A 26,699-nucleotide genomic window follows, 5' to 3' on the forward strand; every position below is an offset into this window, starting at 1 on the left:
ATGCTCGGCAGGGGCTCTAGCGGTAAAGCCTCTGCCGAGCATGGCTCGGCACTACCGGTTTGGGTTTATTGGTAAGGCCCTTGCCGAGCATGGCTCGGCACTACAGGGAATCCCTTACTCCGGGCTGGGCTGGAACGAGGCCAGCCGTGCTTCCAACGCCGCATGCTGGGCGTCGCCGCCGTGCAGGCGCATGAAGTTCTCCGCGCTGACCGGGCGGCCCAGCAGGTAGCCCTGCAGATGGTCGCAGCCCAGCCGTTCCACGTACGAACGCTGCCCCTGGGTCTCGATGCCTTCGGCGACGATCTCCATGTTCAGCGCATGACCAAGCGCGACGATGGCCGAGACGATCACCACGTCCTCGTCGCTTTCCTCCAGCGCCAGCACGAAAGCGCGGTCTATCTTGATCTCGGTGGCGGGCAGCCGCTTCAGGTGCAGCAGGCTGGACACGCCGATACCGAAATCATCGATGGATATACCAACGCCGAGGCCGTCAACGCTGCGCAGTACCGAAATGGCGTTGTCGGTATCGCGCATCACTGCGCCTTCGCTGATTTCCAGAATCAGTCGTGAAGGCTCAAGATCATTCCGGTCCAATGCGGCACGCACGTCTTCAATCAATTTGGGCGAGCCCAGTTGGCGCCCTGACAGATTCACCGCCACCCGCCACTCGGCGTTGCCTGCATCCTGCCAGCTGCGCATCTGCCTGCATGCCTCATCCAGCACCCAGTTACCGATCACATCCATCAAGCCGCTCTGCTCAGTGAGCCTGATGATGCGTTCGGCAGGCACATAACCGTGCTCGGGATGGCGCCAGCGGATCAACGCCTCGGCACCGCTGATGCGGCCGCTGTCGGCGTGCACACGCGGTTGGTAATGCAGCGACAGCTGCGGCGTGCCCAGGGCCTTGCGCAGGTCTTCCAGCAGGCGCCGGTCCTGTTCGACGTTGTCGTTCATCCAGTCCGCAAACACCGCATGCGTGTTGCGTCCGGACTGCCTGGCATAGGCCATGGCGGTCTCGGCCATGGCAATCAGCTGCGCGGCGGTGGTGGAGGTGCCAGTCTGCGGATACTGGGCAATGCCAAGGCTGGCGGTGATCCGCAGTTCGCGTCCACTTACCCGCACCGAATTGACCGCCAGAATGATGCGGTCCGCCAGCGAGTCGAGTTCTTCGCTCTGCCTTAGCTGGCAGGCGATCACGAACTGATCGCCACCAAGGCGGCCGACCAGGTCATCGGCAGGCAGTAACTGGCGCAGGCGTTCGCCAATATCGACCAAGGCGGCATCGCCAGTCTGCGAGCCAAAGGTGCCATTGATATGGCGGAAGCCATCCAGGTCGATGGACATCACTGCGAACGGCTGGCCGCCCTGCAGCAGCTGCTCGATACGCTCATGCGAAAGCTGGCGGTTGGGCAGGCGGGTCAGCGAGTCGTGCTGGCTGGCATGGAACAACTCCTTGCGGGCATCGTCCAGCGAGGCCGACAACATGGAATTACGCAGATGCAGCAAGCGCGCCTGCATGCGTTGCTCGAACAGGGAGATGGTCAGTACCACGCCCATCACGCCGACGGTCAGCAGCACCACGCAGGCGGCCAGCCATTCGGTGGGAACGCCGCCGGTGGTAGCCGCTGTGCAGACGGAGTTGGCCGGGAAGCGTGCCGCAGCCATGCCGGTGTAGTGCATGCCGACGATGGCCAGGCCCATCACCGCGGCGGCGATCAATCGCGGCGGCAGCGCGTGCTCGACGGTGCGTAGACGGAAAGCGATGTACAGCGCACTCCAGGAGGCGCCGACCGCAATCACGATCGAAAGCACAAACCAGACCCGGTCGTAGTCGATGCCGGGGTTCATCTTCAGCGCCGACATGCCGACGTAGTGCATCCAGGCGATGCCCAGACCCATCAGCAATGCGCCCAGTGCCAGGCGCAGGTGCGGCAGGGTCGGCCGCGAGACCAGCCATAGCGCGAAAATCGAGGCGGCAACCGCAACCAGCAGCGACTCCACGGTCAACCACAGGTCGTAGCCCAGCGGTATCGGCAGGCGGAAAGCCAGCATGCCGACAAAGTGCATCGACCAGATACCGGCACCCATGGCCACGCCACCGGCCAACAGCCAGCGGGCTGCGGCCCGACGTGGTTGCGAGGCGGAAACCCTTGAGGCCATATCCAAGGCCGTGAACGAGGCCAGGATCGCCACCAGGATCGACAGCACGACAAACAACGGGTTGTAGCTGCCAACGAGCATCAAACCTCTCCCTAAGGTTGTCGCGCCGCGGTCGCGGAAGCGAGATGTCGTACTTGGTTCCGCATTCCCCTGCGGTCCGTGCTGTACCCGGACTATCCACCGGTATAGGGGAACCGGCAAGGGGGCCTTCAGGCAATGTGAAATCGAAAAACGTGAGCTGTGTAGGGCGTCACATTGTTACTTGCCGCGCCGTATCAAAGGCGGTGTCGAACAGGCGCTGCACCGGCGGCCCCATTTCCCCTGCCAGCAGGGTAAGCAGGGACAGGCCCAGCAACAGCGCAACCGGCAGGCCCAGCTGCATGGGATTGAGCGCTGGCGCAGCGCGGGAAAGGACGCCAAAGGCCAGATTGATTGCCAGCATCGCCACCACCAGCGGCAAGGCCAGCGACAGGGCACCACGGAAAATCTGCAGGGCCAGGGTTGGGACCAGCGCGGCCACTGCATGTGGATCGGGCAGGGCGGTGCCGATGGGCAATGCCTTGTAGCTGTCTACCAACAGCGAGATCAGCGCCAGATGCCCGTTGCTGGTGAAGAACAGCAGGCCAAACATCAGATAGAACCATTGCCCGATCACGCCGGAGCTGCCGCCGCGCATCGGGTCGGCCATCTGCGCGAAGGCCAGGCCGGTACTCTGCGCGATCATTTCACCGGCCATGGCGCCGGCTTCGAAGATCAGCCGCAGCAGGAAGCCGATGCTGACCCCCACGGCTACCTCGCGCAGGATGCTGAGCACGGTCATCGAGTCAAAACCGTTGAAGACCGGCACCGCTGGCAAGACGGGCGCAAGCGCCACCGACAAGGCTACTGCCAGCAGTGCGCGCACCCGCGCCGGCACCGCGCGGGTACCGACCATCGGCATGGCCATCAGCATCGCGCCGATGCGCAGCATGATCCACAGGGTATTGCCGATGATGGCAAAGGCCTGTTGGCCGTCGATGACAGTCTGGGTGACCGAATCCATGACGCTAGCCGATCAGATGCGGGATGCGTTGGAACAGCAAGATGGTGAATTCGACCAGATGGCCAAGCAGCAGGCTGCCCAGCGCAAACAGTGCCGCGGTCAGTGCGGCGGCCTTGGCGACAAAGGCGATGGTGGGCTCGTTGATCTGGGTGGCCGCCTGGATCACGCCGATCACCACACCGACGACCAGTACGACAAGCAGCAGCGGGCCGGCGATCCACAAGGTGGCAACCAGGCCGCCGCGGAGTTCGGTAAGGGCAAGTTCGGGACTCATGCCAGGGCAGATGCAAGAGCGGTGCCAGAGTGCTGGCGGCGGGTTTCTGGCGGACGGTCGGGGGCGCTTGTAGGAGCGGCGTAAGCCGCGAAGCTCATGGTCGATCAGAGTGCAGTTCTGCTGGTGACCCACTATCCCAGCTTCGCGGCTTACGCCGCTCCCACATCCACAGCTGCAGGTTTGCTGCGGTAACCCTCGCCAACCGCCTGTAACCCAGCAATCGCAAACCGATGCAGATGCGCCAGCAGGGCCTGCGACGGGCCTTGCACTACTGCCTGCAACGGGCCCGGCACGCCGCGCCCGATCACGATCAGCATCATGCAGGGTGCGGCGACGCTGAGCAGGCAGCGCAACAAGGCGGGCTCGTTGGCCGGGATGCCGGATATCTCGCTGAGGATCTGCGCCACCGCCATCATCTTCGGCGGAACGGCTTCTTCCATCAGCACCTGCAGGTGCGAGGAGGGCGCAAGCAACTCGCGCGCCAGCACGCGTGGTGCCCAGGCCTCTGGTTGCTGCGCGCGCTGGACCAGGCCAGCCAGCAGTTCGTACAGGCGCTGCTCCGCGCTCAGCGCGCTGCCAGCGATACGCTGCAGATCGTCAAGATCGAGCAGTTGCCGGTGCGCTTCCAGCAGCACCGCCTGATACAGACCATTGCGACTGCCAAAGTGGTAATTGATGGACGCCAGGTCAGCAGCGGCGGCCTGGGCGACGGCCTTGCTGGTGGTTTCGGCGAAGCCCTGCTGCGAGAACAGCTGGCCGGCCGCCTCCAGCAGGCGGGCACGGGTGGCCTCGCCGTCGGTGCGTGGTCCGCGTGGGGTGGTTTTCTGAGTGCTCATTGCGTGGCAAGTTTAGCCTGCTTCATCGCCCCGTCCGGCACTACTTTAAATTAAATTTAATTTGAATTAGGCTGTTCGGCAGATACAGTCCTGCTTGCGGAAGCGTCCTGATGAAGAAGCCCGTCCTTGTCGTGGTGGCCGCCGTCGCGTTGTTGGTCGCGCTGCTGCTGTGGTGGAGCAGCCGGGATAAACCGGCTGGCGATGGCCTGCAGTTGCAGGGCAATGTGGACATCCGCCAGGTGTCGCTTGCCTTCGATGGCAGTGGCCGGGTGCAGGAAGTGCGGGTGGAGGAGGGTGACAAGGTCAAGGCCGGTGATGTGCTGGCGACGCTTGATATCCGCACCTTGCAACTGCAGGCCGATCAAGCCAAGGCACAGATCGAGACCCAACGGCAGACGGTGGCGCGGCTGCACAACGGCGCGCGGCCACAGGAAGTCGTGCAGGCCAGGAGTCAGTTGGCTGCGGCGCAGGCCGATGCAGCTCGCGCAGCGCAGGACCTGCAGCGATTGCAGGGCGTGGCCAGCGCCACTGATGGGCGCGGCGTAAGTGCGCTGGAAATGGACCGCGCACGCAGTGTGGCGAAGGTGGCCGCAGCGACGGTTGAACTGCAGCAACAGGCGTTGGTGCTGGTGCAGCAGGGGCCGCGCAAGGAAGACATTGCCGCAGCCGAAGCACAGCTGCAGGCAGCCGATGCGCAGCTCGCTTTGCTGCAACACCAGATTGCGCAAGGTCAGCTCACCGCACCGGTGGCAGCGGTGGTGCGTTCGCGGCTGGTGGAAGTCGGCGACATGGCCGGTCCGCAACGGGCGGCATTTGCGCTGGCGTTGACCCAGCCCAAGTGGGTACGGGTATTTGCCAGCGAAACCGAGCTCGGTCGCATCCGCAGCGGTCAGCTCGCGCAGGTGACCAGTGACAGCCATCCCGACAAGCCGGTGGCGGGCAAGGTCGGCTTTATTTCGTCCGTGGCCGAGTTCACCCCGAAATCGGTGCAGACCGAAGAACTTCGCACCAGCCTCGTCTATGAGGTACGTGTGGTGGTCGAGGATCCACAGGATCAGTTGCGCTTGGGCCAGCCGGTAAGCGTTCGGCTGCAGAGGGCGGCGCACTGATGGAAGCGGCTGCTGCCACGGTAGTCGCGGTCGACCTGCGCAAGTGTTTTCCGGCGGCCGGTGGCGGGCAGGTGGAGGCGCTGGCCGGGGTTTCCTTGAGCGTGCGCAAGGGCGAGCTGACCGCGCTGGTTGGACCGGATGGTGCTGGCAAGACCACCTTCCTGCGCATGGTTGCCGGCTTGCTGCCGGCCGATGCTGGTCAGCTGCAGGTGTTGGGCTATGACGTGGCAAGGCAGCCACAGCAGGTGCAGGACCGTATCAGTTACATGCCGCAGCGCTTTGGCCTGTATGAAGACTTGAGCGTGCAGGAGAACCTGGATCTGTACGCGGATCTACATGGTGTGCCGCTGGCCGAGCCCCATGCGCGCTTCGAGCGGCTGCTGCAGATGACCGACCTGGCCGCGTTCAAACAGCGCCCGGCCGGCAAATTGTCCGGTGGCATGAAGCAGAAGCTGGGCCTGGCCTGCACCTTGGTGCGTTCGCCGCAGCTGTTGCTGCTGGACGAGCCCAGCGTCGGCGTGGACCCGCTGTCGCGGCGCGAACTATGGAAGATCATCCAGCAGTTGGTGCGCGAGGAGCAGCTCAGCGTGCTGGTCAGCACCGCCTATATGGACGAGGCCGAACGCTGCGAGCAGATCTTTGTGTTGCATCAGGGGCGTTTGCTGGCGCAGGGCAATCCAGCCGCGCTGACCGGCAAGGCGCAGGGCCTGACCTGGACGGTAGCGCCAGCGCCGCCGCTGCAGCCGCGTGACCTGCAGGCGCAGCTGATCGACGATAGCCGCCACGTGCTGGATGCGGTGCCGCGGGCCGGCGCGGTACGTTTCATCCTGCAGCCCTCGGCAACGCCGTCGGATATCGCTGGGCTGCTGCAGGACCAGTTGCCCAGCCAGCGGTCGGCTGAGTTGGAAGATGCGTTCATGATGTTGCTGCGCGCGCAGGAATCGCCAGCGTCGTTGCCGGTGGCGGAGGTCGCACCGATAGCGATCGCGCAGGATGATGCGCCGGTCATCGTGGTGCGCGATCTGGTGCGTCGCTTCGGTGACTTCACCGCGGTGGCGAGCACCAGTTTCGATGTGCATCGTGGCGAGATCTTCGGGCTGCTCGGCCCGAATGGCGCGGGCAAGACCACCACTTTCCGCATGCTCTGTGGACTGCTTCCCGCCAGCAGCGGACATCTGGAAGTAGCCGGCCTCAATCTGCGCAGCGCCCGTGCCCAGGCCCGCGCACGCATTGGCTATGTCTCACAGAAATTCGCCCTCTACGCCAACCTCACTGTGCGCGAGAACCTGGAGTTCTTCGGCGGTGCCTACGGTCTGGGCGGTGCGCAGTTGCGCCAGCGCGTAGCCGATGCCATTGGCCGTTTCGACCTGCAGGGCGACGCCCGCAGCGGCGAACTGCCGGCCGGCTACAAACAACGGCTGGCAATGGCAGTGGGTTTGCTGCATGCGCCGGAAATACTGTTCCTGGATGAACCGACCAGCGGCATCGATCCGCTGGCGCGGCGCGCCTTCTGGCGCACCATCACCGGGCTGGCGCAGCAGGGCGTGACCATCATCGTCACCACCCATTTCATGGAGGAAGCGGAATACTGCGACCGCATCGCGATCCAGGACGCCGGTGAACTGCTGGCCCTGGGAACGCCGCAGCAGGTGCGCGAGCAGGCCGGCGCTGACGGCATCGACATGAATGCCGCCTTCATTGGCATCGTCGAGCAGGGCCGCGCGCAGCGCAGTGCCGCTGCCGGTGGCAGGGCTGCGTGATGTCCGGCTTTCTGTCCCGCTTATGGGCGCTGGTGCGCAAGGAGACCCGGCAGATGCTGCGCGAGCGCAGCAGCCTTGCGGTCGGTCTGTTGCTGCCGGCGGCGTTGATCCTGCTGTTTGGTTATGGGCTGTCGTTCGATGTCAGCCACGCACCGGTTGCGGTGGTGTTGGATGAGCGCTCACCGACTACGCAGTCGCTGGTCGCAGGGCTGCAGGGCTCGCCGTATCTGGCGCCTGTGCAGGTCCGTGGCATGACCGCTGCGGTGGACTTGATGCGGCAAGGCAAGGTCGGTGGCATCGTGCATGTGCCGGTGGATTTCAGCCGGCGCATGGCGGATGGCAACGCGCAGGTGCAGCTGATCCTCAATGGCGTGGATGCAAATACCGCGCGGACTTTGGAAGGCTATGTGGGCGGCGCCTTGGCGACGCAGTTGCAAACCACATTCGATCGGCAAGGTGGCGGCAGTGCGGGCGCTGGCGTCAATGTGATCCAGCGCATGTGGTTCAACGAGGCAAGCACCAGTACCTGGTATCTGGTGCCGGGCTTGATCGTTCTGGTGATGACCTTGATCGGTGCCTTCCTGACCTCGCTGCTGGTCGCGCGCGAATGGGAGCGCGGCACCTTGGAAGCGCTGTTCGTGACGCCGGTGCGGCCAACCGAACTGGTGCTGGCCAAACTGCTGCCGTATCTCGGTATCGGCGCGATCAACCTGGCGATTTGCCTGTTGACCGCACGCTTCCTGTTCGAGGTGCCGATGCGTGGTTCGCTGCTGGCGATCGTGATCAGCTCGCTGCTCTACCTGGCCGTATCACTGCTGCTGGGTCTGTTCATATCGGCGGTGACCCGCAACCAGTTCCAGGCCAGCCAGGTGGCATTGCTGACCAGTTTCATGCCGGCGATGATGCTGTCCGGTTTCGTCTTCGACCTGCGCAACATGCCGGTGGCGGTGCAGGTCATCAGCCAACTGCTGCCTGCCACCCACTTCATGGGGCTGATCAAGTCGCTGTTCCTGACTGGCGACAACTGGCTGTTGTTCCTGCAGAAATCAGCGATCCTGCTGTTGTATGCGTTGCTGCTGTTTGCCGGCACCCGCTACAAACTGCGCAAGCGGCTGGTGTAAGCATGGAAGCCATCGCCATCTATTTCCGGCGCATTGCCTTCCTGTGCAGGAAGGAGCTGATCACCCTGCTGAAGGAACCCTCCAGCCGCGCCATGCTGTTCATGCCGGCGCTGATGCAGGCGTTGTTGTTTGGATACGGCGCGACCTTCGACCTGCGTCATGTGCCGTACGCGGTGCTCGACCTCAGTGGCGGGCAGGCCTCGAGCGAGCTGCTGTCGCGGGTGGACGGCGCGGGTATGTTCGAGCGTGTGGCCACGTTGCATTCGTCGAGGCAGATTGCGGGCTTGATCGACGCCAATGAAGCGCTGCTGGTGATCAGCTTCCCGGCTGATTTTGAGCAAAGGCTCGCGTCAGGGCAGAGCGCGCCGCTGCAGTTGATCATGGATGGTCGCAATTCGACCACCGCAGGTGCCGCTGCCGGTTACATTGGTTCAATCGTCGCCGACTTCAATCGGGCGCGCGCTGCCGATGGCCAAGCGGTGCAGCTGGTCACGCGCAGCTGGTACAACCCCAATCTCGAATCGCGCTGGCAGTTGATGCCAGCGTTGATCGCCGCCCTGAGCATGTTGCAGACCTTGCTGATCGCGGCGCTGTCGGTGGCGCGCGAACGTGAGCAGGGCACCTTTGATCAGTTGCTGGTCACGCCGCTGACGCCAATGCAGATTCTGATCGGCAAGGCCTTGCCGTCGATTCTTGTGGGCCTGGTGCAGTCCACCATCATCCTGCTGATCATCCGCTTCTGGTTCCAGATTCCGATGGCCGGCTCGGTGGGGGTGCTGTATCTGGCGTTGGCGGTGTTCACCGTGGCGTCGGTGGGCATCGGCCTGTCGATCTCGGCGGTGGCAGCCAACATGCAGCAGGCGATGCTCTACACCTTCCTGTTGATCATGCCGTTGATGCTGCTGTCGGGCTTGATGACGCCGGTGGCCAACATGCCCAAGGTGCTGCAGGTGGCGACCTATGCCAATCCGTTGCGCTTTGGCATCGATCTGGTCCGCCGGGTCTATCTGGAAGGTGCCGGCTTGCAGGAAGTGGGCTTCAACTTCATCCCCATGCTGGCGGTAGCGGCGATTACCTTGCCGTTGGCGGCGTGGCTGTTCCGTAACCGGCTTACCTAGGACTCGATCCATGTTCCCGCACTTACGCTCACTGTTGAACGCGTCGCTGCTGCTGTCGCCGCTTGCTGTCGGCCTGATGCTGGGCGGTTGCGCGGTCGGGCCGGACTTCGTGCGCCCGGACGCAGCGGCGCCCACGGACTGGACGCAATGGCGGGGCGGTGACGCGTCACTAAATGCCGAAGTCGGCACGCAGGCGCTGCAGCCGGAGTGGTGGACGCAGCTGTCCGATCCGACATTGGATGAACTGCAGCGGCGTGCCTTGCAGGGGAGCCCGGACCTGCGCACAGCTGCTCTGCACTTCGCCCAGGCCCGCGCGCAACGGCGTACCGTTGCCGCGCAGCGCGGCGTGGATGTGACCGCCTCGGGAGGTGTCAATCGCCAGCGTCAAAGCGAGAACGGCGCTGGTACGCGTATGCTCGATATTCTCAGCAATGACAGTGACGCGCTGAAGCAGCTGCTGGCGGAACCGTTCAATCTGTATCAGGCCGGTTTCGATGCGTCCTGGGAACTGGATCTATGGGGCAGGGTGCGGCGCTCGATCGAGGCGGCCGATGCCGGTGTGGCACAACAGGCGGCCCTGTTGGATCTAGCCAGGCTGAGCGTCATTAGCGAAGTGGCGCGCAGCTATGTGCAGTTGCGCGCCGCACAGCGCCAGATCGAACTGGCTCGCGAGGACATCGCTGCATTGGAAGAGCGCTTGTCGCTGCTGCAGGCACGGGTGGACGGCGGCCTGCAGGATCATCTGGATCTGGACCGTCAGCAGGCCGATCTGGCTGCTGTACGCGCGCGCTTGCCGGGCCTGCTCGTAGAGGAAGCCAGCAGCAGCAATCAACTCGCGCTATTGCTCGGCGAGCGCCCCGGCGCTCTGCGAACCCTGCTCGCAACGCCTGCGGCTGCTGTCAGCGACGCGCTGCCGGATCTGTCGCTGGGCCTGCCATCGGAAGTGGCGCAGCGACGCCCGGATATCCGTGCCGCGCAGGCACGCCTGCAGCAGGCGACGGCCAGCATCGGTGTTGCGCAGGCCGATCTGTATCCCAGCATCCGCCTCGGTGCCAATTTCGGTTACGAGTCGTATCTGTCAGGTGAGTTCTCGGACTGGGGCAGCCGCACCTGGTCAATCGGCCCAGTGCTGAACCTGCCACTGTTCGATCACGGCCGGCGCAAGAGCGTGGTGCAACTGCGTGAGCTGGAACAACAAGAAGCTGCCGTGGCCTACCAGAAGACCGTGCTGCAGGCCTGGCAGGAAATCGACAATGCCTTGAACGGCTACAGCGCCGCCCAGCAGCAGCGCACGCAGCTGCGTGTGCGCGAGCAGGCCACGGCGGACGCCTACAAGATCGCCCAGGCACGGCACGAAGCAGGCCTGATCGACTTCCTGGCGGTGCTTGATGCACGCAGAGGCTATCTGCAGACGCGGCGCGACCTGGTTGATAGCGAGGCGCTGCTGCGTAGCCAGTTCGTCGCGGTCAACAAGGCCGTTGGCAATGCACCGCCACCGAGCGACTGATTGAAAGTGCTGTACCAGGGGGCTTGGGCAGGATGGATGAGCTGCGTCCATCTGCGGCTACACTCGAACAGCTCCGGCCGCCAAGGTGTCGCGACGGCCTTCCACTGACCCAGAGTGAGTTGCATGCCCGATACTTCCCGCAGGGATCTGTTCAAAGCCATCGCTGCCGGCGCCGTGGTGGCGCCGCTGTCACTGCTGGCGGAGCCCGCTGTCGCTGGTGCCTGTGCGAGCACAACGCCGCGTTGGGGTCAGGGGCCGGAAGGTCAGCGCATCGCTGACCTCGGGGATGGCACCTATCTCAATCCCATCGTCGCCGGTGATCATCCGGACCCGACCATCCTCAAGGATGGTGACGATTATTTCATGACCTTCTCGTCGTTCTATTCCTATCCGGGCCTGGTCATCTGGCATTCCACTGACCTCGTCAACTGGGCACCGATCGGGCCGGCGCTACACAAGACACTCGGCGATATCTGGGCAGTGGACCTGTGCAAGCACGGCGATCGCTACTTTATTTACCTGCCGGCCAATCCGACCGGTGATGGCTGGTCGATCTTCGTTATCTGGGCCGACGACATCGCCGGCCCCTGGAGCGAGCCGATTGACCTGAGGATCGACGGTTGCATAGATCCCGGCCATATCGTCGGCGAGGATGGCAAGCGCTACCTGTTCGTCAACGGCATCCGCCGGGTGCGTTTAAGCGATGACGGCTTGGCCACCGATGGCGCCCTGGAAGCGGCCTATAGTCCGTGGCGCTATCCGGATGACTGGGTCACCGAGAATTTCGCGCCCGAAGGCCCGAAGCTGCTGCGTCATGGTGATTGGTTCTATCTGATCACTGCTGTGGGCGGCACCGCCGGCCCGGTGACCGGGCACATGGTGATCGCCGCACGTTCGCGTTCCATCCACGGGCCGTGGGAGCACTGCCCGCAGAACCCGTTGGTGCGTACCCAATCAGAAGCTGAGCCATGGTGGTCGCGTGGTCATGCAACGCTGGTGGAAGGCCCTGCTGGCGATTGGTGGATGGTCTATCACGCCTACGAGAACGGCTTCCGAACGCTGGGGCGACAGACACTGCTTGAGCCCATCGAGTGGACCGATGACGGTTGGTTCCGGGCGCTTGGCGGGGATCTGTCGCGGCCGCTGCGCAAGCCGGCAGGTGGCAAGGCCGGCGCGGCGGGATTCGCACTGTCGGACGACTTCTCGGGTGATCGTTTTGGCACCCAATGGGCGTTCCACAATCCGGGGCCGGACGAGCGCCAGCGCGCACGCTATGACAAAGGCATGCTGCGACTGAAAGCCAGCGGTGTCTCACCTATCGACAGCTCGCCACTGACCTGCGTGGTGCCTGACCGTTCCTATGAGATCGAAGTCACTCTGTCACCCGGCGCGGGTGCGGAAGCTGGCCTGCTGCTGTTCTACAACAACAAGGCGTTCATCGGCGTCGGCTTTGATGACAACACCATCAAGAACTTCCAATACGCCGAAGAGCTGGTGTGGGCACGTGCGCCACGCGCCGCTGGCCCAATAAGGGTGCGTTTGAACAATACCAACAACGTGGTGACCTTCCATTACTCGCATGACGGTGGCCGCAGCTGGCAGTTGCACCCGACCCGCATGGAAGTATCCGGCCTGCACCACAATGTGTTCGGTGGCTTTCTCAGCCTGAAGATCGGCATCTATGCCGCCGGAAGCGGCGAACTGATGATCAGTGATTTCCGCTACCGGGCGCTTGGTGAGGGCGCTGCGGGCTGAACCCGAGACCCGCCTCGGCATCGGAGAACGTTTGTGGGAGCGGCGTAAGCCGCGAAGCTGGCGTTGCTCAACGCTTGCCAGCTTTGGCTCCTGATGACCTGCGAGTTTCGCGGCTTACGCCGCTCCCGCAATCAACAGCAGATTGGTACTCAGCGTCGGCGCAACCAGAAATAGATCGGCAGGCCGGAGGCGATCAATGCCACACCCCACAACAGGGCCTCGCTGCCGATGCCGGCAATCGCGTACAGGCTGAAGATCAATGCGCCAGCAGCGGCGATGCGCGACGCAATGCCGCTGCCACGCCACAGCCATGCGGCGGCGCCAGCGAGGTAGGGCAGCAGGGTGGCGGCGGTGGACAGCAGCACCGAGAACTTGAACAGGTCGACCAGCGAGCGGTTGTAATTGCAGATCACCAGCACGGTGGCCAGCAGGCAACTGACGATGACGCCGAACACCGGCGCACCGCGCTTGTTCTCATAGGCGAAGGCGCGCGGCAGCACGCCATCACGAGCCGCCGCCATCGGCAGCTGTGCTGCCAGCAGCGTCCAGCCATTGAGTGCGCCGACGCAGGAGATGGCCATCACCACGGCCAGCAACATGCCGGCAGTCGGGCCCCACAAAGCGGCGGCTGCATCGGCCATTGGCGCGCTGGAACTGGCCAGTACGTCGGCCGGCAGCAGGCCCAGCACGGTGGTGCAGGCCAAAACCGTGGCGATACCTGCGATGGCGGTGCCGGCGACGGTGGCACGGGCGACTGTGCGCGGTGCGTCATCGACGGACTCGGCCGGGACCGTGGCGGCTTCCAGGCCGATCATCGCCCACAGGGTCAACGCCACGGTGGCGGCAGCCACGCTGCCCAGCGATTCGCCGGACGGGTTGAACGGTACGTAGTGGCTGGTATCCACCAGCCACAGTGCGACCAGGCCGAACATCAGCAGCGGTACTACTTTGAGCACAGTGGTTGCCAGCTGCAGGCGTCCGGCTTCGCGCACACCGATCAGGTTGACGCCTGCACACAACCACAGCGCGATCAGGCCGCAGGCCGCAGCGCGCACCGGGGTGGCGGTCAGGGCCGGGAAGATGGCGCCGATGCTGCCGGCGAAGGCCACTGCGATCGCGGCAATCGCACACCACATTGAGATCCAGTAGCTCCAGGCAACCAGAAAGCCGGGCAGCTCGCCAAAGGCGTTGCGGGCGAACACGTAGGGACCGCCAGTCTGCGGCCAGCGCTTGGCCAGCTGGGCAAAGGTCACCGCCAGCAGCAGCGCGCCGCACAAGGTGATGCCCCAGCCGATCAGGGTGGCCGCACCATAGGGGGCGAGGGTGGCTGGCAACAGGAAGGTGCCCGAGCCGATCATGCTGCCCACGACCAGGGCGGTAGCGGACCAGAAGCCCAGCGGGCGACGCGAAGTAGTCATAAATACAGCAACGGCAAAGGCTCGCGCCGGGCACGGAAGGCCCGGGAGAGCGTGAACAAGGTTGGCGGACGCCGGTGGCGGCCGCAGCAGGGGACGGATTATGACGGTTTGCAGGCCGGACCGCGATGTGAAACCTGGCGGTAATGACCTTTGGCCCTTCCAGCAGGGCACAGTAGCGCTGACGCTGGCGGCCTTGTTCCCTGTTCTGGAAACCCCGATGACCGTTCGACCGCTGGCGCTAGCCGTCTCGTTTTCCCTGGCCACCGTGCTGGCCGCCTGTTCGCCGTCATCGCAGCCAGCCGCTGGCGACAGCACTGCGCAGGCACCGCAGGCCGACAAAGCCGCGCAGCTGAACCAGCTGTACGCCGACTATTGGGAAGGCGTGCTAAAGCTGAACCCGCTGCAGGCCACCTTCCAGGGCGACAATCGTTACAACGACCAGCTGCCGGACTTCGGCTCGGCCGAGTTCCGCAAGCAGAGCCATGACTTCACCCAGGAATGGCTGGGCAAGGCCGAGAAGATTGGCGACGCCGGCCTTTCCGGCCAGGATCTGCTCAGCTACCGCATCTTCGTCGAAGAGCAGAAGCAGTCGCTGGAAGGGGAGAAGTTCCCGACCTGGATGATGCCGGTCAACCAGATGGGCTCCACCGTCAGTTATGCGGTGATGCTGGGTTCGGGCCAGGTGGCGCAGCCGTTCAAGACGGTCAAGGATTACGACAATTGGCTGGCACGTGCCGCGCGCATGCCGGTGCTGCTGGCGACCGAAAACGCCAATATGCGTGAAGGCATTAAGGCCGGCGTGGTGCAGCCGCGCGTGCTGATGGAAAAGGTCGTGCCGCAGTTCGACGAGATCATCACTGCCAAGGCCGAGGACAGCCAGTTCTGGGGTCCGATCAAGCTGCTGCCGGCTGATTTTTCGCAGGCCGACAAGGATCGTCTGACCGAAGCCTTCCGCGCCGTGATCAACGACACGCTGATGCCGGCGATCAAGCAGCAGCGTGATTTCATCGCCAACGAGTACCTGCCGGCTACCCGCGATACGGTTGGTCTGGACTCGCTGCCTGATGGCAAGGCGTGGTACGCCTTCAACGCCAAGCAGAGCACCACAACCGCGCAGACTCCGGAGCAGATCCACGAGATCGGCCTGAAGGAAGTGGCGCGCATCCACGCTGAAATCCAGACGGTGATGACCGAAGTGGGCTTCAAGGGCTCGCTGCAGGAATTCTTCACCTTCATGCAGAAGGACAAGCAGTTCGAGTTCAAGTCCGAGCCGGAACTGCTGGAGCATTACCGCGGGCTTGAGGCCAAAATCAACGCGAACGTGCCGAAGCTGTTCTCGCTGACCCCGAAGGCTGGTTTCGAAATCCGCCCGATCGAGGCGTTCCGCGCCAAGTCGGCTGCCGGCGGCGAGTACATGCAGCCCAGCGAAGACGGCAGCCGTCCTGGCATCTTCTACGTCAACACCTACGACTTGCCGACGCGCAAGACCTGGGACGCCGAAGACCTGTTCCTGCATGAAGCCATCCCGGGCCATCACTTCCAGCTGGCGTTGCAGCAGGAGCTGAAGGGTGTGCCGGCGTTCCGTCGCTTCGGTGGCGAGACCGCCTTCATCGAGGGTTGGGGCCTGTATGCCGAAAGCCTGGGCAAGGACTTGGGTGTCTACACCGATCCGTACAGCTACTTCGGCCGCCTGCAGGGCGAGCTGTGGCGCGCAGTGCGCCTGGTGGTGGACACCGGCCTGCATTCCAAGGGCTGGACCCGTCAGCAGGTGCTGGACTACATGTTCGCCAATTCATCGGTGAGCGAACCTGATGCTGTTGCCGAAGCCGAGCGTTACATCGCCTGGCCGGGTCAGGCACTGGCTTACAAGACCGGCGAGCTGAAGATCCAGGAACTGCGCAAGCGCGCGCAGGACAAGCTGGGTGCCAAGTTCGACATCCGCGAGTTCCACGCTGAAGTGCTGAAGGACGGCTCGGTGCCGCTGGACGTTCTCGACGAGAAGCTCAACGCCTGGATCGCCGAAAAGTCCAAGTAAGCGGCGCAGCCGCTTACATGTAGTGCCGAGCCATGCTCGGCAGGGGGCTTCACCAGCAATCCAACAGCCCGGTAGTGCCGAGCCATGCTCGGCATGGGGCTTCACCAGCAACCCAACAGCCCGGTAGTGCCGAGCCATGCTCGGCAGGGGCTTTCCCGGCAATGCCTCAGCCGAGCATGGCTCGGCTCTACAGCAATTGCTTGTAGGAGCGGCGTCAGTCGCGAAGCTGGCAATGATGAAACGGCAGAACGGTCCGCAATCAGTTGATTGCGGGCTACAACGACATTGCCGGCAAAGCCCCAGCCGAGCGTGGGTCGGCTCTACAGTTGGGCTACGTAGTGTTCCAGCTGTAGGCGCTCGGTCTGGCATCTTGCTGTGCCACAGTGCACGGCAGTCTTTTGAGCCCGCTGGCGGTCTGGTCGCGGGCGTTCGTCGTTTACCTACCGCGTACCGCTGATGACTTTTATCGTATCGCTGCTGCTGCCGTTGTTGGCCATCCTGTTCTGGTGGCCGGTCCATCCCTTGTCCAAGCCGCAACGCCGGTGGCGGACCGGCATCAGTGTGCTGCTTGCCCTGATCGGCTTGAGCTTCGCCACCTTGTGGCGGCTGGATATCTTCAGTTACACGGTCGAAGCCTGGATCCAGCTGGTATTCGGTTGGGTGCTGGTGATGTTCATGCTGGTGCTGGTGTTCGTGCTGCTGCGCGAAGCCGCTTGGCTGCTGTCACGCCTGCTGCCGCGCGCATCACGCATCGCAACGCTGTGGCACGGCGTCGGCTTCAATCAAGGTGCAGCAGCGGTGATCGTGCTGCTGGCCACGCTGGGCATCTACAACGGCCTCAAGCCACCGCGAGTACACGAGCGTGAGCTGGTCGTGCCGCATCTGCCCAAGGAAATGGACGGCCTGCGCGTGGCGGTATTGGCCGACCTGCATATCAGCCCGGTCAAACGCACATGGCGTACCCAGCGCATCGTCGATGCAACCCTGGCGGTCAAACCCGACATGATTGTGTTGCCTGGCGACATGGCCGACGGTGGTCTGGAGGACAGCGGTCGTTTCGCCGCGCCGTTGGCGCAGCTCAAGGCGCCATACGGCGTCTGGTTGGCACCGGGCAACCACGAGTACTACTACGACTACAGCGCGTGGATGGCGCATTTCCGGCAGATGGGTCTGGGTGTGCTGGAGAACCAGACCGCACTGCTGACCATCAACGGCCGCAGACTGACGGTCTCGGGCATTGGCGACCTCGCGGCGCTGAAGCCGAGCTCGTACATGCATGGTGGTCTGGCGCCAGACATGCAGGCCGTCGTGGATGGTGGCAGGGGCGGCGAAGTCCATATATTGCTGGCCCACCAGCCCAAGCAGGCGCGCGCGGCCGCCGCGACCGGCGCGATCGACCTGCAGATTTCCGGGCATACCCATGGCGGGCACATGCTGGGATTCGACCGCTGGGTGGTAGCTCCCTTCAACCACGGGTTTGTGCGCGGCGAATACAGGGTGCGGGAGATGACCTTGTTCGTCAGCAGCGGCGTGGGCCAATGGGACGGCTTCACCGCGCGCCTGGGCGTGCCTTCCAGCATCGATGTGCTGGTGCTGCGCAGTCCGGCCAAGTAACCACTGGACTTTGTGGGAGCGGCGTGAGCCGCGAAGCTGGGGTGCTCAGCCTCTTGGCATCTTGGCATCTGATGATGTGCTTGCTTCGCGGCTGACGCCGCTCCCACAAAAAGCAGAGCTCGATGCCAGTTTGGTCAGGTGTCGTGATCGGCCTCGCTGCCGTCAACATTCCTGCGCTTGTCCGGCATCAATCTCGGCAAGGTGCTGACCACTGCCAGCGCCGCAAGCGTGGTGATGAAAGCCACCATCTCCATGCCCATGCCTGCAGCCATGCCAATGGCCGCCGTCATCCAGATGCCGGCGGCGGTAGTCAGGCCCTGGATACGCTCTTCGCTGTCGAGCTTGAGGATGGCGCCAGCGCCAAGGAAGCCGATGCCGGAGACGATGCCCTGCATCACCCGGGTGACATCGGCGCCCGAAATGCCCATCTGCAAGGGCGCCAATACGAACAGCGCCGAACCTGCCGAGACCAGAATATGGGTCTTCAAGCCGGCTGCGCGCCCTTTGCGCTCCCGCTCCAGGCCGAGCAGGCCGCCGAGCACGATGGCTGTGGCCAGCCGCGAGACGATGACGGTCAGGGTGCCGACGTCGGGAATGGCAAACTCGGCGGCCAGTGCCTGGCCGATTTCTGCAGCGATGCTCATACGATGGCGTCCTTTGTTGCTGGCGTGATCGGTGGGCGGGCCGTTGAAGGCTGATCGTGCGTTGGTTTTCCTTTACCGGGGGTGATGCCGAGGATACAAAAACGGCCCCGTCAGGGGCCGTCGTGGTGCGGATTGCAGCTCAGGTGATCAAAGCACGATCTGGTCGAAGCGCTCGACCCGGGTGTGACCGTGGGTGGCTTCACCGCTGCGCGGCTGCGGGTAGTCGCTCAGTCGGTCGACCAGTACCGTCTGCAAGCCGGCCTCGCGCGCGGCGTCCAGTTCTTCGACCACGTCGGACAGGAACAGGATTTCAGACGGATCGATGTTGATGGCCTTGGCGATATGCGCGTAGCTAGGCGCCTCGCGCTTGCCGCCGACTTCGGTGTCGAAGTTGCCGGAGAACAGGTCGTTGAGATCACCTGCGTCGCTGAAGCCGAAGAACAGCTTCTGCGCCGGCACCGAACCAGAGGAATACACGTACAACGGCAGGCCGCTGGCCTGCCAGCCGCGTAGTACATCGGCCACTTCCGGGTACAGGTGGGCGGTGTAGTCGCCGCTGCGGTAGCCCACGTCCCAGAGCATGCCTTGCAGCGCCTTGAGCGCGGTGTGCTTGCGGTCCTGGTCGATCCAGCCCTGCAGGGTTTCGACGATGACCTCGTCCTGACAGGCGCTGGCGGAAATTTCGGTAGCCACCGCGTCCAGCCACTGGCGGACCTGCGGTTCATTGCCGTGCGCCTGCACGAAGCCGGGCAGGGCGTTGCGGGCATACGGGAACAGCACTTCCTTGACGAAGGAGATGCTGGAGGTGGTGCCCTCGATGTCGGTGAGGATGGCTTTGATGGTCATGCTGGTCTTCCTGCATGGTGCTTCTAAGGGCGCCGATGCTTGGTTGGTGAGGAGCGAGGTGCAACGGCTAAGAGCTGCCCTCACCCCAACCCCTCTCCCGTGAACGGGAGAGGGGCTTATGGAGCAGAGCCGTTTCAGGCCGCGCTGGGCTCGTAGCGGGGGAAGCGCTGGGCGATGTCGGTGCCGGTGAAGTGGCCGACCCAGCCGTCCGGTTCGGTAAAGAAGCGGATCGCGGCGAAGCTGGGTTCCTCGCCCATGTCGAACCAATGGTTGACGCTGTCGGGCACTGCGATCAGGTCGTCCTTTACGCATTCCACCTCGTAGACCTTGTCGCCCACGTGCAGGGTGAACAGGCCCGAGCCGGCGACGAAGAAACGGACTTCGTCTTCCTTGTGGTAGTGCTCGTCGAGGAACTTCTTGCGGATCTCGGCGCGGGCCGGGTTGTCCGGTGCGATCGAGGCCACGTCCACGCTCTTGAAGCCGTGCTCGGCGACCAGGCGGTCGATGTCCTCGCGGTAGGCGGCAAACACTTCTTCCTGGCTGGCACCCGGGGTAACCGGGTGCTTGGCCCGCCAGCGTTCAAAGGTGACGCCGATCTTGTTCAGTTCGGCGGCAATGACGGCGCCGTCGCGGCTGTCGAACAGCGGCGCGTCAGGGGCGGTTTCGTTGAAAATGCGCAGTCGGCTCATGGGGGACTCGACGTAGTAGGAAGAAGGATCAGGCGTGGCCGCGCAGGCGGCGCAGCTCCAGTTCGCAATGCAGCAGGAACTCGAACGCCTCCAGGTGGCGACGGGCTTCGCCCATGTCGCGGCCCCAGGCATACAGGCCATGGCCGTCGATCAGGTAGCCCCACATCGGCCCCTTGTCGAGTTCGGCCTCAACCTGGGCGGCCAGTACATCCATGTCCTGGGTGTTGGGGAACACCTTCAGGTCGACGGCGGTCTCGTGGGTGGTGTTGCCATGCAGGGCCTTGAGCAGCTCATAGCCCTCCAGGCGGATATGACCGTCGCTGCCGTACAGACGTGAGGCGATGGTCTGCACCGGCGAATGGGTATGCAACACGCAGCCGATTTCCGGGAAGCGGGCATAGAGCTGGGTGTGCAGTTGGGTCTCAGCGGACGGGCGCAGCGGGCGGCCCACGGCCTTGCCGTCGAAATCCACCACCATGATGTCGCTTTCGATCAGCCGCCCCTTGTCCTTGCCGGACACGGTGATGGCCGCATGCTGGTCGTCCAGCCGGTGCGAGAAGTTGCTGCTGGTGGCAGGTGTCCAGCCGGCGTGGGCCAGCTCACGGATGTTGTCGATCAGCAGCTGAGCCAGTTCGCTCAGTCGCTGGGCGTCATAGGGGACGGTAGGCGCGTTCATGGACAGCATTTTACGTGTCCTTGCCAGCGCCGGGGAGTTTGTCGGCCGTTGGCGTTCCGTCGGGACTACTGGAGCCATATTCCCTCTCGGGATGAGGCCAGTTGGCTATACGTTTAGTCCGGACAGTCATGGTTCATCATTTGGATCGAGACAAGTGGCATTTCCCTGAGCTGGCCGTGCGTCGTGGTATGGACAGGCGAAATGCGACTGCAACAGAATCGGGGTGAAGCTTTGATCAGGGGGTGACATGGAAGGAAATGCATCATCACGGCGTTATACCGTTGTTGCGATGGCGGCTTTTGCTGCGTCTCTGCTAAGTGGGTGCACCAGCATGTGGTATCCAAACCCTGGCGCGCCACCTTTCAGTGACGCATCGTCGCTGTGTCGTAGCAAGGGACGGCTACAGTTTCCGATCAAGAACGAAGTCGCTTACCGCACGATCTATGTAAATCGCGAAGAACCTTGCCGGGGCGCCGGCGAAAAGTGCGATGACGAGAAACGCAAGATAAATAATGTCGAGCACCAGGAAATCGAGACCTACGTGCTGGACGTAAACGAGTACGACCGGGACCAAGAGTACACGGCCTGTATGAGCAGACAGGGCTGGACCCTGAAATCTGACTGGTTCTGGCGGCACTGATGACGTTGCCATGCGGCATGCGATAACCGGAATCACCGGCCGTCCGCCTGCAAGCGCATGGGACGGCATGCCCCGGGTGCATTGACCCGGGGCATGGGTAAGGATCAGTTCTTGCCGGCCTTGTTGGCTGCGTTCAATTTGCTGTGACGCACGCCATAAAGGAAATAGATGATGAAGCCGGTTGCCGTCCAGACACCCATCAGCATCCAGTTGTGCAGGGTCATCGCGGTCAACAGGGCGATGCAGCTGAGCACGCCCAGGCTGCAGATCAACCAGGCCATCGGGATGCGGAACGGGCGCGGCAGGTCCGGCTGGGTGCGGCGCAGGACCAGCACGCCGGCGCAGACCGCGGCAAAGGCGATCAGCGTGCCCATCGAGGTCAGTTCACCGAGGATATCCAGCGGGAACAATGCCGCCAGCAGGGCGATGCCGATACCGGTGATGACGGTATTGATGTGCGGGGTGCGGTACTTGGGGTGGATCTTGGTGAATACCGGCGGCAGCAGGCCGTCGCGGCCCATGATCATGAAGATGCGCGGCTGGCCGATCACCATCACCAGCACCACTGAGGCCAGGCCGATCAGCGCGCCGACTTCGACGATGATGCGCAGCCAATCCAGCTGCGGGTGCGCGGCAACGGCGGTGACCACCGGCTCGGCGGTGCCCAGCAGCTGATATGGCACCAGACCGGTCATCACCGCAGCCATTGCGATGTACAGCACGGTGCAGATCACCAGCGACAACAACATGCCGATCGGCAGGTCGCGCTGCGGGCGGTGCGATTCCTGTGCCGCCACCGACACCGCTTCAAAGCCGATATAGGCGAAGAACACCATTGCCGCGCCGCGCAGTACGCCTTCAAAGCCGTACTTGCCGGGGCCTTCGTTGGCCGGAATGAACGGAGTCCAGTTGCTGGTGTCCACGTACTTCCAGCCGGCAACGATCACCAGGATGATCAGGCCGGTCTTGAGCACCACCATGGCCATGTTCATCGCCGAGGACTTGCTGATGCCGACGTAGCACAGCCAGGTCAGCAGCAGTACCAGGATGGCCGCTGGGATGTTGGCAATGGCACCGGTGGGCTTGAGCTGGGCGTCCAGCGGGGCGCTGACCAGCGCCGCTGGCAGGTGGATGTCGAAATGGTTGAGGAAGCTGAGGAAGTAACCGGTCCAGCTGACCGCCACTGCCGAAGCCGAGACGCCGTACTCCAGCACCAGCATCCAGCCGATGAACCAGGCCGACAGCTCGCCAAAGGTCGCGTAGGTGTAGGTATAGGCGCTGCCGGAGACCGGCACCATCGAGGCGAACTCGGCATAGGCCAGCGCACAGAAGGCGCAGCAGATGGCCGCCAGCACGAAGGACAGCATGATTGCCGGGCCGGCATGGTTGGCCGCGGCCTGGCCAGTGATGACGAAAATACCGCCGCCGATCACCGCACCGATGCCCAATGCAGTGAGCCCCCAGGGCCCAAGGGTTCGGCGCAGGCTCAGGCCATTGGCTTCCTCATGTGCGGCGTGCGGATGTTTGGTGGCCCAGAGTTGCTTGAACATGTTTCGGGTCTTCGCTCATCGGTGCGCGGCGGGCGCGCAAAAGAAAACCGGCGCGCGGGGCGCCGGTCAGGGGGTAGATCAGGCTTGCTTGTTCAGCTTGCTGTTGCGGATGCCGTAGCCGAAATAGATACACAGTCCCAGCAGCGTCCAGCCAACGAACAGGTGCCAATGCACAACGAAGGCCTGCATGAACAGCGCCAGGCAAGCGAGCGCGCCCAGCGGGCAGATCAGCCATGCGGCCGGCACCTTGAACGGGCGCACGATGTCGGGCTTGGTACGACGCAGCACCAGCACGCCGATGCAGACCGTGGCGAAGGCCAACAGGGTGCCCATCGACACCAGCTCGCCCAGCACGTTCAACGGCACCAGACCGGCCAGCAGGGCGGCCAGCACGCCGACTACCACGGTGCTGACGTACGGGGTGCGGAAGCGCGGATGGACCTTGCCGAACATCTTCGGCAGCAGGCCGTCGCGGGAGATGGTGTAGGCGATGCGCGACTGACCCATCATCATCACCAGCACCACCGAGGACAGGCCGGCGATGGCGCCGATCTCGACTGCGGTCTTCAGCCAGGACAGGGTCGGGTAGGCTTCCAGCGCGGTGGCCACCGGCTTGTCGGTGCCCAGCAGGTTGTACGGCAGCATGCCGGTCAACACGGCGCAGACGACGATGTAGACGATGGTGCAGATGGCCAACGAGCCGAGCAGGCCGATCGGCATGTTCTTCTGCGGGTCCTTGGTTTCGCCGGCGGCGGTGGAGACCGCATCGAAGCCGATATAGGCGAAGAACACGATGGTGGCGGCACGGAACACGCCACTCCAGCCAAATTCACCGAAGGTGCCGGTGTTTTCCGGGATGAACGGGTGCCAGTTTGCCGGGTCGATGTACTGGATGCCGAAGCCGACGAACAGGCAGATCACGATGACCTTGATCGCCACGATGATGGCATTGACTAGGGTGGACTGGGTAACGCCGACGTAGAGCAGGCCGGTGATGGCCGCCACGATCAGCACCGCAGGCAGGTTGAACAGCTTGCCGGAGTTGACGAACTCGCTGCCGGTCCAGGCCAGCGGCGCCGCCGACAAGGCATCGGGGAAGGGCATGTGCAGCGTGGTGGTGATGAAGCTGATCAGATAGGCCGACCAACCGACCGCTACCGAGGCCGAAGCGAACAGGTATTCCAGTACCAGGCACCAGCCGATGAACCAGGCCATGCCTTCGCCCAAAGTGGCGTACGAATAGGAGTAGGCGCTGCCGGAGACCGGCATCATCGCCGCGAACTCGGCGTAACACAGGCCGGCCAGCGCGCAGGCGATGCCGGCGAAGACGAAGGACAGCATCACCGCCGGCCCAGCGTGGTTGGCCGCGGCCTGGCCGGTCAGCACGAAGATGCCCGCGCCGATCACCGCACCGATGCCTAGCAGGATCAGATGCTTGGCTGTGAGGGTGCGCTTGAGTGTGGCTTCGCCTTGCAGGCTGCCTTCGACCGGCTCACCGGCATCAACATGTGCGGCCGGTTCGACCGGCTTGACCCTCAACAGTGCTTTAAGCATTCCGCAAATTCCCGAGCTGTGTATTGGCCCGAACGCGCTGAGGCGACGGGACCGATTTGTATGGCGACGCAAGCTGAACGGTCGGCAACCACTCTACCTTGCCAAAGCTAGCGAAACTCGACAAGCGCAACTGCAACATCGACAGCGATAATGACCGCCGGATCGAAAAGATGGGATGTGCTTACAGTCATGCTTGGACAGGATCAGCAGTTGCTACAGGCATTTGAGGGCTATTCCCGGCGGCATCCGGAGCACGAGGAGGTGGCGCGGGAATTCCTGGCCTTGCTTGATGAAGGCGGGGTGGACCCATTCACCCGCGAGCGGCTGGCCGGGCACTTCACTGGTAGCGCCTGGCTGGTCAGCGCCGATGGCCGGCGCGCGCTGCTCACCCATCACCGCAAGCTGCAACGCTGGTTACAGTTGGGCGGGCATGCCGATGGCGACCACGATCTTGCCGCGGTAGCGCTGCGCGAGGCCGAAGAGGAGTCCGGCCTGTCTGGCCTGACCTTGGCGTCGGCTGAGATTTTTGATCTGGATCGGCATTGGATTCCTGAGCGCAAGGATGTTCCTGGTCATTGGCACTACGACGTGCGCTATGTGGTCGTTGCCGGTAGCAACGAGGCGTTCGTGGTCAGCGAGGAGTCGCTGGAGCTGGCGTGGCGGCCGGTAACCGAGATCGCCAGCGAGGAAGACGAATCCATGCGGCGGATGGCAAACCGGTGGCTGCAGAGATAGAAGGGGCATGTAGGAGCGGCGTCAGCCGCGAAGCAGGCAATGCTTGATCGCTGGCAATGCCTGCAATCTGAGTGTCCATCAGCTTCGCGGCTTACGCCGCTCCCACAGAACCGCTGGTGGTCTTGTAGGAGCGGCGTCAGCCGCGAAGCAGGCATGGCTCGATGGCAGGAATTTCCTGCAATCTGAGCATCCATCATTCCGCTGGGGGTGCTACCGGGAAGGCCCTGCCGAGCATGGCTCGGCACTACAGTCCCCTCTCCCGCGCAGGAGAGAGGTGGGGGCGGCTTGTCAGTACAGGATGCGGGTACGCAGGGTGCCCTGGATCGTCGCCAGCTCTTCGCGGATCGCAGCAGCCTGTTCTTCGCTGGCGGTGATGTCGATCACCACATAACCGACCTTGGGGTCGGTGCGCAGGAACTGGCCGTCGATGTTGAGGTTGTGACGCGAGAAGATCTCGTTGATCTTGGACAGCACGCCCGGCACGTTGCGGTGGATGTGCAGCAGGCGCAGGCTCTGCTCGTGCTCCGGCAGGGTTACTTCCGGGAAGTTGACCGCAGACAGGGTCGAGCCGTTGTCGCTGTAACGCACCAGCTTGGCCGCCACTTCCACGCCAATGTTTTCCTGCGCTTCCAGCGTGGAGCCGCCGACGTGCGGGGTCAGGATCACGTTGTCATGCGCGGTCAACGGCGATTCGAACAGGTCGCCATTGCCCTTGGGCTCGACCGGGAACACGTCCACGGCAGCGCCACCGAGGTGGCCCGAAGCCAATGCCGCGTCCAGCGCGTCGATATCAACCACGGTGCCGCGCGCTGCATTGATCAGGTGCGCACCCTTCTTCATCTTGCCCAGTTGCTCAGCGCCCATCATCCACTGCGTGGAGGCGTTCTCCGGCACGTGCAGGGTGACCACGTCCGAGCGCTTCAGCAGGTCGTCCAGGCTGATGGCTGGGTGCGCATTGCCCAACGACAGCTTGGTTTCGATGTCGTGGAAAATCACGTGCATGCCCAGCGCCTCGGCCAGCACGCCTACCTGGGTGCCGATATGGCCGTAACCGATGATGCCCAGCGTCTTGCCGCGCACTTCGTGGCTGCCGGCGGCCGACTTCGACCAGCCGCCGCGATGGCATTCGGCGTTCTTCTGCGGAATGCCGCGGGTCAACATGATCGCCTCGGCAATCACCAGCTCGGCGACCGAGCGGGTGTTGGAGTAGGGCGCGTTGAACACCGGAATACCGGCCAGCTCGGCCGCTTCCAGGTCGACCTGGTTGGTGCCGATGCAGAAGCAGCCGACCGCGATCAGGCGCTTGGCTTCGGCCAGCACCTCGGCGCTGAGATGGGTGCGTGAGCGGATGCCGACGATATGTGCTTCGGCGATGCGCGCCTTCAGTTCGTCCTCGGGCAGCGACTTGCTGTGCAGCTCGATCTGCGAGTAACCGGCCGCCTTGAAGACGTCCACGGCGGTCTGGCTGACCCCCTCAAGCAACAAAACGCGGATGTCCTGCTTCGGAAACGAGGTCTTCTTGGGCGACATGTCGTGAACGGCGGCATAGAGGGGTGGGCCGTCAACTATGCCAGAACCGCGCCCGCTTTTGTGCGCTGCGCAATGCCGCAAAGCCT

Annotated in this window: 22 protein-coding genes; 10 read left to right on the plus strand and 12 right to left on the minus strand. The window is 63.6% G+C overall.

The window, feature by feature from the left end:
* Nucleotides 1-114: 114 nt before the first annotated feature.
* The 4 genes from ACVOLR_RS00695 to ACVOLR_RS00710 form a co-directional block, all read right to left on the minus strand.
* Complete coding sequence (locus tag ACVOLR_RS00695) at nt 115-2,241, minus strand: putative bifunctional diguanylate cyclase/phosphodiesterase (RefSeq protein ID WP_481534740.1); 2,127 nt, start codon at nt 2,239-2,241, stop codon at nt 115-117.
* Between the two features lie 169 nt (nt 2,242-2,410).
* Nucleotides 2,411-3,202: a flagellar biosynthetic protein FliR gene (gene fliR / locus ACVOLR_RS00700; protein WP_481534741.1), complete on the minus strand. Its 792-nt coding sequence runs from the start codon at nt 3,200-3,202 to the stop codon at nt 2,411-2,413.
* Nucleotides 3,203-3,206: 4 nt separating this feature from the next.
* Nucleotides 3,207-3,476 carry a flagellar biosynthetic protein FliQ gene (locus ACVOLR_RS00705; protein WP_481511224.1) on the minus strand — a complete coding sequence of 90 codons (270 nt, stop codon included), beginning with the start codon at nt 3,474-3,476 and terminating at the stop codon, nt 3,207-3,209.
* A gap of 149 nt (nt 3,477-3,625) precedes the next feature.
* Nucleotides 3,626-4,312, minus strand: a complete 687-nt coding sequence (locus ACVOLR_RS00710; protein ID WP_481534742.1) for a TetR/AcrR family transcriptional regulator — start codon at nt 4,310-4,312, stop codon at nt 3,626-3,628.
* Nucleotides 4,313-4,422: 110 nt separating this feature from the next.
* Between ACVOLR_RS00710 and ACVOLR_RS00715 the strand changes: the two genes are divergently transcribed.
* The 6 genes from ACVOLR_RS00715 to ACVOLR_RS00740 all read left to right on the plus strand — a co-directional run bounded on the left by ACVOLR_RS00715 (nt 4,423) and on the right by ACVOLR_RS00740 (nt 12,682).
* A complete protein-coding gene (locus ACVOLR_RS00715; protein WP_481534743.1) occupies nt 4,423-5,421 on the plus strand; it encodes an HlyD family secretion protein in 999 nt (332 codons plus the stop codon).
* Entirely contained in the window at nt 5,421-7,181 is a 1,761-nt protein-coding gene (locus ACVOLR_RS00720) for an ATP-binding cassette domain-containing protein (protein WP_481534744.1), read from the plus strand. The genes ACVOLR_RS00715 and ACVOLR_RS00720 overlap by 1 nt, the downstream gene beginning before the upstream one ends.
* A complete protein-coding gene (locus ACVOLR_RS00725; RefSeq protein WP_481534745.1) occupies nt 7,181-8,302 on the plus strand; it encodes an ABC transporter permease in 1,122 nt (373 codons plus the stop codon). Before ACVOLR_RS00720 ends, ACVOLR_RS00725 begins: the two co-directional genes overlap by 1 nt.
* Before the next feature lie 2 nt (nt 8,303-8,304).
* Nucleotides 8,305-9,420 carry an ABC transporter permease gene (locus ACVOLR_RS00730; RefSeq protein ID WP_481534746.1) on the plus strand — a complete coding sequence of 372 codons (1,116 nt, stop codon included), beginning with the start codon at nt 8,305-8,307 and terminating at the stop codon, nt 9,418-9,420.
* A 10-nt stretch (nt 9,421-9,430) separates the two neighbouring features.
* Complete coding sequence (locus ACVOLR_RS00735) at nt 9,431-10,927, plus strand: efflux transporter outer membrane subunit (protein WP_481534747.1); 1,497 nt, start codon at nt 9,431-9,433, stop codon at nt 10,925-10,927.
* A gap of 123 nt (nt 10,928-11,050) precedes the next feature.
* Complete coding sequence (locus tag ACVOLR_RS00740) at nt 11,051-12,682, plus strand: family 43 glycosylhydrolase (protein WP_481534748.1); 1,632 nt, start codon at nt 11,051-11,053, stop codon at nt 12,680-12,682.
* 149 nt (nt 12,683-12,831) lie between these two features.
* On the opposite strand, the gene ACVOLR_RS00745 is transcribed toward ACVOLR_RS00740, so the two are convergent.
* Complete coding sequence (locus tag ACVOLR_RS00745; protein ID WP_481534749.1) at nt 12,832-14,100, minus strand: amino acid permease; 1,269 nt, start codon at nt 14,098-14,100, stop codon at nt 12,832-12,834.
* A gap of 217 nt (nt 14,101-14,317) precedes the next feature.
* Between ACVOLR_RS00745 and ACVOLR_RS00750 the strand changes: the two genes are divergently transcribed.
* Both ACVOLR_RS00750 and ACVOLR_RS00755 read left to right on the plus strand, forming a co-directional pair.
* Nucleotides 14,318-16,135 carry a DUF885 domain-containing protein gene (locus tag ACVOLR_RS00750; protein WP_481534750.1) on the plus strand — a complete coding sequence of 606 codons (1,818 nt, stop codon included), beginning with the start codon at nt 14,318-14,320 and terminating at the stop codon, nt 16,133-16,135.
* A gap of 456 nt (nt 16,136-16,591) precedes the next feature.
* Entirely contained in the window at nt 16,592-17,749 is a 1,158-nt protein-coding gene (locus tag ACVOLR_RS00755; RefSeq protein ID WP_481534751.1) for a metallophosphoesterase, read from the plus strand.
* Nucleotides 17,750-17,883: 134 nt separating this feature from the next.
* On the opposite strand, the gene ACVOLR_RS00760 is transcribed toward ACVOLR_RS00755, so the two are convergent.
* From ACVOLR_RS00760 to ACVOLR_RS00775, 4 genes are all read right to left on the minus strand, one after another.
* Nucleotides 17,884-18,393, minus strand: coding sequence for an MgtC/SapB family protein (locus tag ACVOLR_RS00760; RefSeq protein ID WP_481534752.1), 510 nt, complete (start codon nt 18,391-18,393; stop codon nt 17,884-17,886).
* A gap of 147 nt (nt 18,394-18,540) precedes the next feature.
* A complete protein-coding gene (mtnC, locus tag ACVOLR_RS00765) occupies nt 18,541-19,239 on the minus strand; it encodes an acireductone synthase (protein ID WP_481534753.1) in 699 nt (232 codons plus the stop codon).
* A 134-nt stretch (nt 19,240-19,373) separates the two neighbouring features.
* The gene (locus ACVOLR_RS00770; RefSeq protein ID WP_481534754.1) at nt 19,374-19,928 is read right to left on the minus strand and encodes a 1,2-dihydroxy-3-keto-5-methylthiopentene dioxygenase; all 555 of its coding nucleotides are present in this window, start codon (nt 19,926-19,928) and stop codon (nt 19,374-19,376) included.
* 28 nt (nt 19,929-19,956) lie between these two features.
* Complete coding sequence (locus ACVOLR_RS00775) at nt 19,957-20,604, minus strand: methylthioribulose 1-phosphate dehydratase (RefSeq protein WP_481529848.1); 648 nt, start codon at nt 20,602-20,604, stop codon at nt 19,957-19,959.
* 247 nt (nt 20,605-20,851) lie between these two features.
* On the opposite strand from ACVOLR_RS00775, the gene ACVOLR_RS00780 reads away from it, so the two are divergent.
* Complete coding sequence (locus ACVOLR_RS00780) at nt 20,852-21,244, plus strand: hypothetical protein (protein WP_481534755.1); 393 nt, start codon at nt 20,852-20,854, stop codon at nt 21,242-21,244.
* Between the two features lie 104 nt (nt 21,245-21,348).
* Here the strand turns inward: ACVOLR_RS00780 and ACVOLR_RS00785 are convergent, their stop codons facing one another.
* Together ACVOLR_RS00785 and ACVOLR_RS00790 are read right to left on the minus strand one after the other, a co-directional pair.
* A complete protein-coding gene (locus ACVOLR_RS00785) occupies nt 21,349-22,794 on the minus strand; it encodes an amino acid permease (RefSeq protein ID WP_481534756.1) in 1,446 nt (481 codons plus the stop codon).
* Between the two features lie 78 nt (nt 22,795-22,872).
* Complete coding sequence (locus ACVOLR_RS00790) at nt 22,873-24,348, minus strand: amino acid permease (RefSeq protein ID WP_481534757.1); 1,476 nt, start codon at nt 24,346-24,348, stop codon at nt 22,873-22,875.
* A 189-nt stretch (nt 24,349-24,537) separates the two neighbouring features.
* On the opposite strand from ACVOLR_RS00790, the gene ACVOLR_RS00795 reads away from it, so the two are divergent.
* The gene (locus ACVOLR_RS00795) at nt 24,538-25,083 is read left to right on the plus strand and encodes an NUDIX hydrolase (RefSeq protein WP_481534758.1); all 546 of its coding nucleotides are present in this window, start codon (nt 24,538-24,540) and stop codon (nt 25,081-25,083) included.
* 288 nt (nt 25,084-25,371) lie between these two features.
* Here the strand turns inward: ACVOLR_RS00795 and serA are convergent, their stop codons facing one another.
* Nucleotides 25,372-26,613: a phosphoglycerate dehydrogenase gene (gene serA / locus ACVOLR_RS00800; RefSeq protein ID WP_481514673.1), complete on the minus strand. Its 1,242-nt coding sequence runs from the start codon at nt 26,611-26,613 to the stop codon at nt 25,372-25,374.
* Nucleotides 26,614-26,699 lie beyond the last annotated feature (86 nt).

The sequence above is a fragment of the Stenotrophomonas sp. STEN030 genome (genome assembly GCF_056759995.1).